A 13,538-nucleotide genomic window follows, 5' to 3' on the forward strand; every position below is an offset into this window, starting at 1 on the left:
GATACCGTGAGCCGATGTGCGCGCATGCGCCATCCGACCGGTCAGACTCGACACACTGCACACTACGGGCGTTTGCGTCGCACGCCGTATTGACTGAACCTGTTCACCACTTCTTCCATCTGCTCGTCCGACAGCACAGGCGGCACGCCAAGCGTCGATGCGAGCAGATACTGCTGCGCCAGCACTTCTACTTCGTTCGCGAGCCACAAGGCGCGCGCCAGATCGGAGCCGAGCGCGATCACGCCGTGATGCGCGAGCAGACAGGCTGTCCGGTCCTGCAGCGCGGCGACCGCGTGATCCGACAGCGCCTGACTGCCGAACGTCGCGTACGCTGCGCAGCGAATCGAATTGCCGCCCGCCGCTGCAACCATGTAGTGATGCGCGGGAATCTCGCGGCTGTGAATCGACATCGCCGTCGCTGCGTTCGAATGCGTATGAACCACCGCGTCGATCTCGGGCCGCGCGCACAGAATGTCGCGATGAAAGCGCCATTCGGTCGAGGGACGCTTTTCGTCGAACACGGGTGCCGCCGCATCGACATCGAGCGGCAGCCACACGATCGTGTCCATCTCGAGTTGCGCCGCCGGCACGCCGCTCGGTGTGATCAGGAATCCATCGCCCCAGCGCGCGCTCACGTTACCCGAGGTGCCCTGATTGATGCCTAGGCGCACCATTTCCCGCATCGTGTGCACGATGTCGGCACGCATCGCGTCTTCAGTCAGCGACGGACTGTTCGTGCTCACGATGCCGTGCTCGCGGCAGCTGCCTGCGTCTGGAACATCGCGGCGAGATTTGCTTCGAACGGTCTCGCGATAATGCCCCGCTCCGTGATGAAGCCCGTCACGAGATCATGCGGCGTAACGTCGAATGCAGGGTTCAACACCTTGACGCCGGTGGGCGCGATCTGTCTGCCCGCGAGATGCGTGACTTCATCGCCATGACGCTCTTCGATGACAATGGTGCTGCCATTGGGTGTCTGCAGATCCAGCGTCGACGATGGGCATGCGACATAAAACGGCACGCCGAAATGACGCGACGCAATCGCGAGGCTCAAGGTGCCGATCTTGTTCGCGAAGTCGCCGTTCGCCGCCACCCGGTCCGCGCCGACGATCACCACATCCACCTTGCGCCGCGCCATCAACGATGCCGCCATGCCATCGGTGATCAGCGTCACGTCGATTCCCGCCTGATGCAATTCGTACGCCGTCAGACGCGCGCCCTGCAGCAGAGGCCGCGTTTCATCGGCATACACGCGAAACGCGATGCCTTCCCGATGTGCGATGTACATCGGCGCGGTCGCGGTGCCGAGACCGGTCGTCGCCAGTGCGCCTGCGTTGCAATGTGTGAGGACGCCGCAGCCCGCCGTGATGAGAGGCAGGCCATGCTTGCCAATCTGCTCGCATAGCCACTGATCTTCGCGATGGATCTGCGTGGCCTCCTCGACCAGCACGCGATAGAGCGACGCTGCATCTGCTGCGCGTGACTGCCCGGCGGCGCGCAGCATACGCTTGAGGCTCCAGTTGAGGTTGACCGCGGTAGGCCGTGCGCTGTCGAGATACGCGGCCTGTTCGATCAGTTCGGCACGAAAGGCCTCGAGTGGCAAGCCGCGCGACGGCTGCATCGACACGCACAGGCCGTACGCTGCTGCGACACCGATTGCCGGTGCGCCGCGCACACGAAGCTCGTGAATGGCCCGCCACACTTCGAACGCCGTCGTTAGCGTCTCGATCACGGTATCTCGCGGCAAACGGGTCTGATCGATGATGCTCAGACTGTCGTTGTCCCACGCGAGCGTAGCGGGCAAACTGTCGAACTCAGGCAAAACCATACATGCTCCACTTCGATTTGATGTGTGCGCCAGATGTATCCGCTCACTGCAAACGATGCTCGCGCGCCTGGATGTCGCGCGCCAATGCGACCACCGCGCCAATCGATCCCAACACATGTCGCTCGACCAGCAAACGCTCGGCGAACTCGATGCATTTCACCTCGACGGCTGCGCGAATCGCATCGTCGGCAATGCTGGTGATGTCGGCGACCTTCGCCATGCCGACAATCCGCCGGATCATCTTGCAACCCGCAAAACCCAGCGAACTGGCCAGCAGCCGCTGCATGAAGCGCGTGCGGAACGCGTCCGCGCAGTTGCCCGTCGGATCGTCGCCGATGAAGCGGCTCTTGCGGCGGCTTTCGTGTTCGCGCCATAGCAGACGGAATTTCTTCTCGAACGCCGACCAGATGCCCGTAATCTGATCGAGCAGCCACTCACGATAATCATCGCAAGCAGGTTTGATGCGCTGGTCATGCCAGTCGCGCGAGAAATAGGCGAGCAGCAGGTTGGCCAGTACGGCACCGACATCGAAGCCCATCGGCCCGTAGAAAGCGAACTCAGGATCGATGACGTAGGTCTCGTCTTCGTTCACCATGATCGAACCCGTATGCAGATCGCCATGCAGCAAGGTCTCTGCATCGTTCATGAACGACCATTTCATCTCGGCTACCGCCACGCGCAGCGCGGGCGTACGCCACATGCGCTCGATCACCTGCTTTGGAAACGCGTTGCTGTATACGTTGGACGGGTGATCTTCGAATGGAAACGTGAAAACGAGCTCTTCGGTGATCTTGCACAACTCGGTATTGACGGCGGCACTCACTGCCTGCTTTTTGACTTCGGGCGCCAGAAAGAGATCGGAGCCATAAAACAAGGTATGGGCGAGATAGGTCGACAGATGCTCCGTGAGCTTCGGATAGACGAAGCCATCCATCAGCTTCTGCCGCAAGATCGCATGCGACGACAGCCGCTGCATCACCATCAGATACAACTCGGTATCGGCGTGATACACGCGCGGCACATGTTGCGGGCACAACTCGCCGAAGCGGCGCAGCGCAGCGACTTCCCGCTCCATCCGATGCCGCGTCAGCGGCCACGACTTCCCGACCAGCCGCAGAAACGGCGGTGCCTGCTTGACGACGACGCTCTTCTCCGGCGTCGTTGCATTGCTGACGAAATACACATAGTTGAGGTTGCCGTCGCCCACTTCCGCAATATCGAGTTCGCACGGTTCGTTGAGCAACGCGCATACGGATGGCACGCCGCGCAGATAGGCGGCCAACTCTGAAGAACTCAGTGCTTCGAATTCCATCAACGTCTCCTCCGCGATCGAACTGGCTTTAACGCGACTTGCGAACCAGATCGAACTTGAAGATGCTCGTGTTGTAGTAGTCGTTGCTGTAACAGATCGGCACGCCGCTTTGATCGAAATCGACTTCGTCGAGCAGCAGGAACAGACCGAACCCATCGCCCAGCTCGGGCAAATCGCGCGGCGTGAGTATGGTCGGCTGGATCGACGTGTGCGCGTACGACAACCGGTGCCCGGTGCGGCCAAACATGGCGAACAGCGATTCGCCGAGATCGCCCTTGGCCCCGTCGAATACATGCTTCGGCACGGTATCGATGCAATACGCGGCAATCGCATCATTCGCGCATCGCACCCGTTCGATGCGCACGCAATCATCGCCGGTACGCAGCCGCAATTTCGCGGCGAGACTCTCCGATGCCTTGATGTGCTCGAACTGCAACCGGCGCGTTGACGGGATCGCGCCGACACTTCGGATCATATCGGTGACAGACATCAGATCATCTAGCCCGCCTTCGAGCTTTAACGCAATTTGTCTGATGAAGGTACCGCGACCCTGTACACGGGTCAGCAAGCCATGAGAAATCATTTGCGCAACCGCTTCACGCAGACTCGAACGTCCGACGCCAAGCAGCTCGCAAAGCTCTATTTCAGTGGGGATCTGATCACCTGGCTTGAGTGCGCGCTCCCGGATCATCGACGTCAACGACTCCTGGATCTTGTCGCTCATTGAACGTTCGACGCTCAGGCGCATGCCAGTATCCAGTAGTGAAGTAGATCCAATATAGATCAGACGTCTGATGTTTTTATCGGTGTTTACCCGTTCGATATTTGAATGAATGGACTCGACGAATCCATCACGCAATGCAGCATGACATTTGACAGTCGAGGGGAATGGCTGGCGCTTATGCCTCCAGCGCGCATTCCGCTCTCGGTGCGCGCGACTGCCGCGCACGCACCGGCTGAACCTCTTCTCTCTTGTCTGCGGCAGCCTGCGAGCGCGCCAACGTCCAGCCGATTCCCCGCACGTTATCGATCAGCGAGCGCCCGAAGCGCTTGCGCATCGCGTGGATCAGTACATCGAGCGCATTGCTCTCCACTTCCTTGTCGCCACCATAGATGCGCTCTTCAAGCTGTGCGCGCGACAGAATCATGCCCGGCCTTTCAAGCAGTGCGTGCATCAAGGCAAACTCGCGCGCAGAAAGATCCGACACGACGCCGTGGCGCCAAAGCGTACGGCTATCGAGATCGAGGCTGATATGTTCATCGCCGATACGTGCAGCGCCGTAGCCCGCCTGCCGGCGCAACACGGCGCGGATACGCGCCAGCACCTCGCGAACCTCGAACGGCTTGACGATGCAATGATCCGCGCCAACATCGAGAATGCGCGCACAGGTTTCAGGATCGCGGCACGAAATGAGCGAAACAATTGGCACGCTGTTCCCTGATTGCCTGGAGGCGTCGAGCAGATCGAGACCGATACCGTGCGGCAAGGCGAGATCCAGCACGATGGCCTCGTACCAGGAGGCGTCGATCGCAGTGCTGGCGTCCGACATGTCGCGCACCCAGTCGACGGCATAACCGGCGTCGGTGAGACCGTGATAAAGGACTTCGTCGCACTGGGGATCATCTGCAATCAGTAGTACACGCATGATATTTCTTCGCCTGTGAAAAACGTACGTCGAAAATGGAGCTACGTCCTGAATCAACAGCTTGATCTGGATGCCGAATGAATTACCAATCGATAGAACAGACAGATTGGCGTTACGGGATTTCAAGGATCAAATAACCCGAATCTATTTCTGAACGAACAGGATTCGGGCGTGCCAGACGGTATGTCGAGCGGTGCCGGAATGGAAAAGTACTGATATACAGAGTAGCGGACCTCTATAGATCCACTTGCATACCAGTCATCAGTTGGTCGGCATTTTAGGAGGGGGAATGGGACGCGTCTTGCTCGATTTGCGCGTGATTTTCGACGATTTGAGCATAATTTCCAGAACTGCAACGACGCAGACTGAAGTGCACAATCGTGTAGCGAATGAACGTCGGGAATTATAACGAACGTTCAGAAGCGGCTGTCGTGTGAAGACAGATTTGCGTCGGCAAATCGATGGGGAATCATTTGCCTGATCTTTTGAACGCACAAACTATTCGAAGTCCGGCGCAACTGGTTTCATTATTTTTTCGACTCAAAGGCAACGTAAATTTCAGCTAATTCTGCGTTCGTATTCTGTCCAATCACGGTGTCGCAAGCATCGGATAAGTGAAGAGAAAGAAGTGCGTGACGTTAAGGCCGAAATGTGCAAACACAGCTGCGCGCAAACCGCCGAAACGATAAGCCAGTCCATAACCAAATCCCGCAACGGTTCCGACGACGATCCATCGCCAGCCTCCTGCGGCGTGAGCGAGTCCGAACAGTATCGACGCCACGCAAAGCGACAAGACGTCGGCATACGCGCGCCGTTGTAGAAGGCGCCGCAGGCCGCCCTGCAGATAGCCTCGAAACAGCGCCTCTTCGGTGAATGTGACGAGCAGCAGATTGTTCAACAGCCACAGCAGGCTGACATCTGGCAGCTTGGGTTCCCATCTGACCAGTCCGATCATCAGCGCGACGAGCAGACAGGCCGCCGATGTCAGCAACACACCCAGCACACCCGCTTTCAGTGCCGTGCGCAGCTCGTGCGACGGCTGGATCCACGGCAGCACCAGCAGAAGCCAGAAGCCGATCAGCGGTTTGTCGAGATTGAGGTACATCGTGAACGGCGCCGCGTCCGCCGAAAACCGCACCGGCCCGATCACGCGTGGATTATGAAAGCCCGGCATCCAGTGCATGCTCAACGCAACGGCAAGCGAAATGAATAACACGTGACCGATGCATTGCATGAGGGACTTCTGACGCGGCGACACCGCGTAGGCAGCCAGCACCAGCAGCGCGAGCGGGATCGCTGCGAGCACACCGAGTTGCCCATTTGCCAGTGCACCGCCATACGCGATGGCCAGCAAGCCCACGGCGAGCCATCGAAGCGTCGCCGACCAGGCAACGGGCGCGGCGACGAATAGTGCGATCCATGGAACAGAGAGCATTGGGCTTCCAGTTGTTAGTGTCGGTTTAGTAGTAGAAGAACAGAAGACCGGGGCTGTCGGGCTGCAAGGATAGCGGCTCGGGACAAACGCTGCAGCCCGACTAGAGACATTCCCTAATTCCCAACAGCCGCACCGCGCGCAAGCCAACACAAGCCCTACATCCCTTTCAGCAAGACTACCAATGTCCCAAATCGGCAAGCACGCCTTGCCGGTTTCGGCGTTGGCCCGAATTTTCGTCGATCTAAAGTCGCCCCACACAACGTGAATCCCTACTGGAGGCGACATGAGAATAAGGCGACGTACCGCGTCTATCGCGGCGACGCTGGCATTTGCGGCTGCATGCATCGGCAGCGCGCACGCAATCGAAAAGCCCGAAGAACTGACCGTGCAGAAGCTGCCCGCGTGGCATCCGCATGAGGTGTTCGTCGTCGACATTTCAATGCCTTCGATGACGGACGCGCGCATTTATATGTACGACGCCGACGCGAAGAAACTGCTCGGCCAGATCGACGCGGGCTTCGCGCCGGGCTTTGCGATCTCGCCCGATCACAAGACGAGCTACGTGTCGACCACGTATTTCGCGCGCGGCTCGCACGGCACGCGCACCGATGTCGTCGAACTGACCGACAACACGACGCTCGATCACACGGGCGAAATCGTCATTCCGCCCAAGCACGGCCAGCACGTGCCGACGCCGTACAACACCACCTTCAGCGCGGACGGCAAGCGGCTCTATGTATCGAACATCACGCCCGCAGCATCGGTGACGGTGATCGACGTCGCGACGAAGAAGGTGCTGTCCGAGATCGACATGGCCGCCTGCGTGCTCGCCTATCCGTCGGGCAACGACCGCTTCACGGGCCTGTGCGAAAGCGGCAAGGCGCTCACCATCACGCTCGATGCGCACGGCAAGGAAGCGAAGCGCGTGATGTCCGACGCGTTCATCGACGTCGATAAAGATCCTGCGTACATCAACGCGTCGCCGTATCAGGGCGGCTATCTGTTCACGACGTTCCACGGCATGGTCCGCACCGCCGACTTCCACGGCGACAAGCCCGTGTTCGGCAAACCGTGGTCGCTGCTGACGGACGCCGAGCGCGCCGAAGGCTGGCGTCCGGGCGGCATGCAGCAGACGGCTGTGCAGGCCAAACTGCATCGCTATTACGTGGCGATGCACAAGGGCGGCGAAGGCACGCACAAGGATCCCGGCACGGAAATCTGGGTGTACGACCTGCAGACGAAAAAGCGCATCGCACGCTGGGATCTGTCGCAACAGAAAATCGACCCCGTTGCCTCGATTCAGGTCAGCGAAGACGACAAGCCGCTGTTCTACGGCATCACGGGCACGTCGGATCTCGTCGTGATGGATGCGCGCACGGGCAAGCTGCAGAACGTCGAAAAGCAGATCGGCAATACGTCGTCGCTGCTCGTCAATCCGTGAGGCCGACATGATGCTCGATCCTGTACTCGCGGCGGGCGCGCAAGCCAGCACGGCGATCGTCGTGCTGCTCGGCGCCGTCGCCAAATGGCGGCGCCCTGCCGCGTTCCGTCAGGCGCTCGGCGATTACCGCCTGTTGCCCGATGCGTTGACGGCGCCCGCCGCCTTCGCCATCGCGGCAGCGGAAACGGTCGGTGCCGCCGCGTTGCTGTTCCCCGATACGCGCGTGATCGGCGCGATCGTGCTGGTCGCGCTGCTGCTCGCATTCGCGGCTGGCCTCGCGTTCAACATCCTGCGCGGCCACACCGATATCGATTGCGGCTGCTCGGGCTTTGCGGCCACGCAGGCCGCGACTCGCGAGAACGCGCCGCGCGGCATCGGCTGGTTCCATGTCGCACGCGCGCTGCTGCTCGCCGCACTCGCCGCGACCGCCTTCATCGAACCGGCGACGCGTTCGATCGTGTGGTTCGACTACCTGACGCTCTTCTTCGCCGTGCTGCTGATCGTCTGCGCACTGCTCACTTTCGATGTGCTGCTGGCCAATGTGCCGCGCCTGTCCCACTTGAGGAATTCATGATGCAAACCGCTCTCACCGTTTCCACCGCGCTCCTGTGGATCGCCGTTCTCGCGCTCGGCGCGATCTGTCTCGCTCTCGTTCGCCAGGTCGGCATTCTGTATGAACGCATCATGCCCGCAGGCGCATTGATGATCGACAAGGGCCCCGCTGTCGGCGCGATTGCACCGACGTTCGAACTCGCGGACATTCGTGGCCAGAACGTGAAGGTCGGCGGTATCGATGCGCAAGGCAAGGCGACGCTGCTGTTCTTCCTGTCGCCGACCTGCCCGGTCTGCAAGAAGCTGCTGCCGCTGCTGCCGTCGCTGCAATCGAGCGAGACCACGCCCGTCAACATCGTGCTCGCCAGCGATGGTGATCTCGCCGAGCACAAGCGCTTCGCGCAGAAGCAGAACCTCGACCGCTTCCCGTACGTGCTGTCGCAGGAACTGGGCATGGCGTACCAGATCGGCAAGCTGCCGTATGCCGTGCTGCTCGACGACAGCGGCAAGGTGCGCGCGAAGGGTCTCGTCAACACGCGCGAGCATCTGGAAAGCCTGTTCGAAGCGAAGGAACGCGGCGTCGCGTCGCTGCAGGAGTTCGTGCACGGCGATCATCGCCACGACCAGCACGAACAGCACGCCTGAGCGCAGAACCCGATTACAACCTGAGCGGAGAACAATCACATGGGCGTTTTTGATTCATGGTTCGAGAAGTCGGCGCGCGGCGTCGCGCAGCGCAGTTCGCGGCGCAGCGCAATGGCGAAGCTCGGCAAGGTGCTGGTCGGCTCGGCAATGCTGCCGCTGCTGCCCGTCGATCGCACGGCATATGCAGCCGATGCGGCTTCGGGTGCATCGGGCGCGGCTGCCTCCGGCGCAAGCGACGATCCGATGAGCTGCGACTACTGGAAGTACTGCGCGATCGACGGCTGGCTTTGCAGCTGCTGCGGCGGCACGTCGAGCAGCTGCCCGCCGGGCACGACGCCTTCGCCAATCACGTGGATCGGCACCTGCCGCAATCCGCACGACGGCTCCGACTACATCGTTTCGTACAACGACTGCTGCGGCAAAACTTCGTGCGGCAAGTGCTTCTGCAATCGCAACGAACGCGAGAAGCCGCTCTACAAGCTGTCGCTCGACAACGACATCAACTGGTGTATGGCGAACGGCAACTCGAACTATCACTGTTCCGTCTCGGTCCTGCTTGGAGCAGCAAAGCAATGAAGATGAATCATGTTGGAAAACTCGCGGCCGCCTGCCTCGCGGCGGCTGCGTCGTTCGCAACGGCAGGCGTCGCGCACGCGCAGACGATCCACTACCCCGCCGGCAAGAGCACCTTCGACGCGCAATGCGCGGTGTGCCATCAGGCAGGCGGCAAAGGTCAGGACGGTCTCGCGCCGCCGCTGACCGAGTATCCCGGCAAGTACTCGACGACGGCACAAGGCCGTGCGCAACTGACATCCACAGTCGTGCACGGCATGTTCGGCGAGATCAAGGTCAACGACAAGAGCTACAACTTCAAGATGCCGAGCTTCGCAAGCGCAAGCGACGAAGACCTGGCTCAGGTGTTGAACTACGTCGTGTTCGACCTGAACGCGAAGCACGGCGATGTAAAACCGTTCACGGCTGCCGACATCAAGGCAGCACGCGCGCAGACGATGGACAGCGCAGCCGTCCATACGCAACGCGCGGCCGTCGTGAAGGGACTCGGCCTATGAACGCCGCCCGCGTGTCTCGTGCCGGCGACCGCGTGCAGACGCAAGCGCCCGCGCGCGGCGCGCGCGCGGTGTCAGCGGCAGCGCTGTGGAGGGGCACGGCGCGGCGTATGACGAGGCTGCTGATCGCATGCGCCGCCACTGTCGCGCCGCCCTCGCCTGCCCATGCGGAAGGCGCTGCCGACGCCACGCTCGCGCAGCAGCACTGGGTGCTCAACTGCATGGGCTGCCACACGGCGACGGGCGGCGGCATCCCCGGCAAGGTGCCGCCGCTCGCCAACTCGCTCGGCTACTTCGAGCATCTGCCCGCAGGCCGCGAGTATGTGATGCGCGTGCCGGGCGCATCGAACTCAGCGCTGACAGACCAGGAACTCGCCGACACGCTGAACTGGCTGCTCACGACCATGAACCGCGACGCGCTGCCGAAAGACTTCAAGCCCTACACAGCCGCCGAAATCAGCGCGCACCGCCGCCCCGCTTTCTCCGATGTCGCCACCGTGCGCGCCGGACTGATCCGCAATCTGCACGAACGTGGGATCAAGGGCGTCGCAGACCGCTACTGAACCTCAATCAAAGGAATCGAACATGGAGACGAACACCACCTTCCCGCTGCTCGCCGCAACGCAGGCGTTCCTCGCCAAGCCGAAGAAGATGCTGATCGGCGCGGAGTGGACGGACGCCACGTCGGGCCGCACCATCGACGTCGTGAATCCCGCCGACGGCAGCGTGCTCGCGCGCGTGCCCGAAGCAAACGAACACGATGTGCAGCAGGCCGTCGCCGCTGCGCGCCGCGCCTTCGATGCAGGCCCGTGGCGCACGATGAAAACCACCGACCGCGAACGCCTGCTGCTCAAGCTCGCCGATCTCGTCGAAGCGAACGCGCGCGAACTCGCGGAAATCGAATCGCTCGATAACGGCAAGTCGGTGATGGTCGCGCAAGGCCTCGATGTGTCGATGGCGGCGCAGTGCTTCCGCTACATGGCGGGCTGGGCGACGAAGATCGAAGGCAGCGGGATCGATGCTGGCATGCCGTACATGCCGGGCAGCGAAGTGTTCGCGTACACGCGCAAAGAGCCTGTCGGCGTGGTCGGCGCGATCATTCCATGGAATTTTCCGCTGCTGATGGCCGCGTGGAAGATCGCCCCTGCCCTCGCGACGGGCTGCACTGTCGTGCTGAAGCCCGCTGAAGACACGCCGCTGTCGGCGTTGCGTCTGGGTGAACTGATCCGCGAGGCGGGCTATCCCGAAGGCGTGGTCAACATCATCACGGGTTATGGACATACGGCGGGCGCGGCACTGTCGCGCGATCCGCGTATCGACAAGATCGCGTTCACGGGCTCGACGCAAACGGGCAAGCTGATCGGCCACGCGGCGCTCGACAACATGACGCGCATGTCGCTGGAACTGGGCGGCAAGTCGCCCGTGATCGTGCTGCCTGACGTCGATATCGCGAAGGCCGCACAAGGTGTCGCCGATGCGATCTTCTTCAACCAGGGCCAGGTGTGCACGGCGGGTTCGCGGGTGTATATCCACAACAAGGTGTTCGATCAGGTGATCGACGGCGTGGCGCAGATTGCGAAGAGCCTGAAGATCGGCGCGGGCATGGACCCGACCACGCAGATCGGCCCGCTCGTCTCCGCGAAACAGCGCGAGCGCGTGTGCGGCTATATCGATTCGGGCTTTGCAGAAGGTGCGCGTGCAGCGGCGGGCGGCAAGCTGATCGACAAACCGGGCTTCTTCGTCGAGCCTACCGTGATGGTCGATACGAATCACACGATGCGCGTGGTGCGTGAAGAGATCTTCGGGCCGGTACTGGTGGCGATGCCATTCGACGATATCGACAGCGCCGTGCAGCTTGCCAACGATACGCAATACGGTCTGGGCGCGAGCATCTGGTCGAACGACATGTCGGCGGTGCACAAGCTGATACCGCGCATTGCCGCGGGCACGGTGTGGGTCAATTGCCATTCACTACTCGATAACGCATTGCCGTTCGGCGGCATGAAGCAATCGGGCTTTGGCCGTGAACTGGGACGCGCGGTCGTCGATCAGTACACGGAAAGCAAGTCCGTGATGATCAATTACGCGTAAGCCTGCTTTTGCAGGGCTGTTGCATTGAACGATCGATGCATCGGCCCTGCATTTTCAACGCGGATCGTCACCAGGTAAAGCTAAAGACAAAGGGGAAGAGACATGAAGTATCGGACGACGCCGCGCAGCATCGCGGTGGCGGTGGCAACGCTCGCGGCCGCGATCAGTGCACCGGGCATCGCGCATGCGGAAAGCAGCATCACACTGTACGGCGACATCGACGCGGGCATCACGTACACGAACAACCAGCAGGTCACGCATGCGGACGGCAGTGTCGGCGGCGGGCACAACTTCCAGTTCACGGGCGGCAATTCCGCGCCGTCGCGCTTTGGATTGACGGGCAGCGAAGACATTGGCGGCGGCACTGCCGTGACGTTCAAACTGGAAAACAGCTTCTACACGGGCAGCGGCAGTTTCGTGCAGGGCGGCACCCTGTTCAACCAGAACGCGTGGGTAGGTCTCACCAACGAAAGCTACGGTACGTTGACCTTCGGCCGACAGTTCGATTCATACACGAATGCGCTTGCGCCGTATGCATCGAGTATTACGTGGGCGACGTTGTATGGGTCGCATATCGGTGACGTCGACAATCTTAACGCTGCGCTGAATCTGAACAATGCGGTGCAGTATGTGAGTCCGACGATTGCGGGTTTCTCGGCGAGTGGCACGTATTCGCTGGGTGGCGTCGCGGGGGATTTTTCGCAGAAGCGCGGCTGGGCTGTATCGGCGAGCTATAACAACGCGCCCTTCTCGTTCGGGATCGGTTATCTCGATCTGAACAATCCGCTCGATGCGGCACTGGGCGGCGAACAGGGTTATATCGGCGATTTCGCGTGTTCCAATGCGACAGCGATGTATTGTGAGTTGCAGAATGCGCATTCACTGAAGGCATTTGGCGTTGGCGGATCGTATACGTTTGGACCTGCTACTGTCGGTCTCGTGTATACACATACACGTCTTGATGATTCGCTTTACTTTGCTAGTGCTTCGCAGCCACAGGGCGCCGATGCGCGGTTCGATATTGTCGAGGTGAATGCGACGTATGCCGTGTCGCCGGCTTTGTTGCTTGGAGCGGCGTATATCTATAACTCGATGAAGACAGATACCAGCGGGTCGCCGAAGTTTCATCAGGTGAACCTTGGGGCGACTTATAGTTTGTCGAAACGGACCTCGTTGTATGCGGTTGGGATTTTTCAGAAGGCTGCAGGAAGTGGGATAGGGGTTGATGCTGTTACAGGGCAAAGCGCGAACTATGCGCAGATTCCTAATCTGCCGAATTCCACTACCGATAGGCAGCTTTCTTTTACTGTTGGGTTGAAGCATAACTTTTGAGTTTTTTGTTTTTTGCTGTGTGGGGGGGGTGCGGTGTGTAGTGGCATCCGCGATTTGTTAGTGGTTCTTCATGCGTCGCCCCTGTGCGGGGCAGCACCTACTTTTCTTTGCCGCGGCAAAGAAAAGTAGGCAAAAGAAAGCCGCTAACACCACCCTCTACGGTCCTTGCCTGCGGGCCCCCAGCCGGTC

The 13,538-nt window shown here is 60.7% G+C and carries 14 protein-coding genes; 8 read left to right on the forward strand and 6 right to left on the reverse strand.

Going from position 1 to position 13,538, the window contains the following annotated elements:
• Window positions 1-62: 62 nt before the first annotated feature.
• From DK391_RS26215 to DK391_RS26240, 6 genes are all read right to left on the reverse strand, one after another.
• Window positions 63-743, reverse strand: coding sequence for a class II aldolase/adducin family protein (locus tag DK391_RS26215; RefSeq protein WP_109480917.1), 681 nt, complete (start codon window positions 741-743; stop codon window positions 63-65).
• Window positions 740-1,828, reverse strand: coding sequence for an S-methyl-5-thioribose-1-phosphate isomerase (mtnA, locus tag DK391_RS26220; RefSeq protein ID WP_109480918.1), 1,089 nt, complete (start codon window positions 1,826-1,828; stop codon window positions 740-742). Before mtnA ends, DK391_RS26215 begins: the two co-directional genes overlap by 4 nt.
• A 43-nt stretch (window positions 1,829-1,871) precedes the next feature.
• Window positions 1,872-3,140, reverse strand: a complete 1,269-nt coding sequence (gene mtnK / locus DK391_RS26225; protein ID WP_109480919.1) for an S-methyl-5-thioribose kinase — start codon at window positions 3,138-3,140, stop codon at window positions 1,872-1,874.
• 28 nt (window positions 3,141-3,168) lie between these two features.
• Complete coding sequence (locus tag DK391_RS26230; protein WP_239482955.1) at window positions 3,169-4,089, reverse strand: GntR family transcriptional regulator; 921 nt, start codon at window positions 4,087-4,089, stop codon at window positions 3,169-3,171.
• Window positions 4,040-4,786, reverse strand: coding sequence for a response regulator transcription factor (locus tag DK391_RS26235; RefSeq protein ID WP_109480921.1), 747 nt, complete (start codon window positions 4,784-4,786; stop codon window positions 4,040-4,042). Before DK391_RS26235 ends, DK391_RS26230 begins: the two co-directional genes overlap by 50 nt.
• 589 nt (window positions 4,787-5,375) lie before the next feature.
• Window positions 5,376-6,221: a CPBP family intramembrane glutamic endopeptidase gene (locus DK391_RS26240; RefSeq protein WP_109480922.1), complete on the reverse strand. Its 846-nt coding sequence runs from the start codon at window positions 6,219-6,221 to the stop codon at window positions 5,376-5,378.
• 283 nt (window positions 6,222-6,504) lie between these two features.
• Between DK391_RS26240 and DK391_RS26245 the strand changes: the two genes are divergently transcribed.
• The 8 genes from DK391_RS26245 (at window position 6,505) to DK391_RS26280 (ending at window position 13,349) form a co-directional block, all read left to right on the forward strand.
• Window positions 6,505-7,662 carry an amine dehydrogenase large subunit gene (locus DK391_RS26245; RefSeq protein ID WP_109480923.1) on the forward strand — a complete coding sequence of 386 codons (1,158 nt, stop codon included), beginning with the start codon at window positions 6,505-6,507 and terminating at the stop codon, window positions 7,660-7,662.
• Window positions 7,663-7,669: 7 nt separating this feature from the next.
• A complete protein-coding gene (locus DK391_RS26250; RefSeq protein WP_109480924.1) occupies window positions 7,670-8,236 on the forward strand; it encodes a MauE/DoxX family redox-associated membrane protein in 567 nt (188 codons plus the stop codon).
• Window positions 8,233-8,859, forward strand: coding sequence for a methylamine dehydrogenase accessory protein MauD (gene mauD / locus DK391_RS26255; RefSeq protein WP_109480925.1), 627 nt, complete (start codon window positions 8,233-8,235; stop codon window positions 8,857-8,859). Before DK391_RS26250 ends, mauD begins: the two co-directional genes overlap by 4 nt.
• 39 nt (window positions 8,860-8,898) lie before the next feature.
• The gene (locus DK391_RS26260) at window positions 8,899-9,435 is read left to right on the forward strand and encodes a methylamine dehydrogenase light chain (protein ID WP_109480926.1); all 537 of its coding nucleotides are present in this window, start codon (window positions 8,899-8,901) and stop codon (window positions 9,433-9,435) included.
• Window positions 9,432-9,929, forward strand: a complete 498-nt coding sequence (locus tag DK391_RS26265) for a cytochrome c (RefSeq protein ID WP_109480927.1) — start codon at window positions 9,432-9,434, stop codon at window positions 9,927-9,929. Before DK391_RS26260 ends, DK391_RS26265 begins: the two co-directional genes overlap by 4 nt.
• Entirely contained in the window at window positions 9,926-10,489 is a 564-nt protein-coding gene (locus DK391_RS26270; RefSeq protein WP_109480928.1) for a cytochrome c, read from the forward strand. Before DK391_RS26265 ends, DK391_RS26270 begins: the two co-directional genes overlap by 4 nt.
• Window positions 10,490-10,511: 22 nt before the next feature.
• Window positions 10,512-12,017 (forward strand): aldehyde dehydrogenase family protein, encoded by a 1,506-nt coding sequence (locus DK391_RS26275; protein ID WP_109480929.1) that lies wholly within the window; start codon window positions 10,512-10,514, stop codon window positions 12,015-12,017.
• A 102-nt stretch (window positions 12,018-12,119) separates the two neighbouring features.
• Window positions 12,120-13,349 carry a porin gene (locus DK391_RS26280; protein ID WP_109480930.1) on the forward strand — a complete coding sequence of 410 codons (1,230 nt, stop codon included), beginning with the start codon at window positions 12,120-12,122 and terminating at the stop codon, window positions 13,347-13,349.
• Window positions 13,350-13,538 lie beyond the last annotated feature (189 nt).

The organism is Paraburkholderia sp. C35, from assembly GCF_003121405.1.
Classification (GTDB): Bacteria; Pseudomonadota; Gammaproteobacteria; order Burkholderiales; family Burkholderiaceae; genus Paraburkholderia.

Bases quoted from the DNA above. Each gene is read 5' to 3' on its own strand.
- mtnA (WP_109480918.1), bottom strand. From the start codon at position 1,828: ATGGTTTTGCCTGAGTTCGACAGTTTGCCCGCTACGCTCGCGTGGGAC.
- mtnK (WP_109480919.1), bottom strand. From the start codon at position 3,140: ATGGAATTCGAAGCACTGAGTTCTTCAGAGTTGGCCGCCTATCTGCGC.
- DK391_RS26235 (WP_109480921.1), bottom strand. From the start codon at position 4,786: ATGCGTGTACTACTGATTGCAGATGATCCCCAGTGCGACGAAGTCCTT.
- DK391_RS26240 (WP_109480922.1), bottom strand. From the start codon at position 6,221: ATGCTCTCTGTTCCATGGATCGCACTATTCGTCGCCGCGCCCGTTGCC.
- DK391_RS26245 (WP_109480923.1), top strand. From the start codon at position 6,505: ATGAGAATAAGGCGACGTACCGCGTCTATCGCGGCGACGCTGGCATTT.
- DK391_RS26250 (WP_109480924.1), top strand. From the start codon at position 7,670: ATGATGCTCGATCCTGTACTCGCGGCGGGCGCGCAAGCCAGCACGGCG.
- mauD (WP_109480925.1), top strand. From the start codon at position 8,233: ATGATGCAAACCGCTCTCACCGTTTCCACCGCGCTCCTGTGGATCGCC.
- DK391_RS26260 (WP_109480926.1), top strand. From the start codon at position 8,899: ATGGGCGTTTTTGATTCATGGTTCGAGAAGTCGGCGCGCGGCGTCGCG.
- DK391_RS26265 (WP_109480927.1), top strand. From the start codon at position 9,432: ATGAAGATGAATCATGTTGGAAAACTCGCGGCCGCCTGCCTCGCGGCG.
- DK391_RS26270 (WP_109480928.1), top strand. From the start codon at position 9,926: ATGAACGCCGCCCGCGTGTCTCGTGCCGGCGACCGCGTGCAGACGCAA.
- DK391_RS26275 (WP_109480929.1), top strand. From the start codon at position 10,512: ATGGAGACGAACACCACCTTCCCGCTGCTCGCCGCAACGCAGGCGTTC.
- DK391_RS26280 (WP_109480930.1), top strand. From the start codon at position 12,120: ATGAAGTATCGGACGACGCCGCGCAGCATCGCGGTGGCGGTGGCAACG.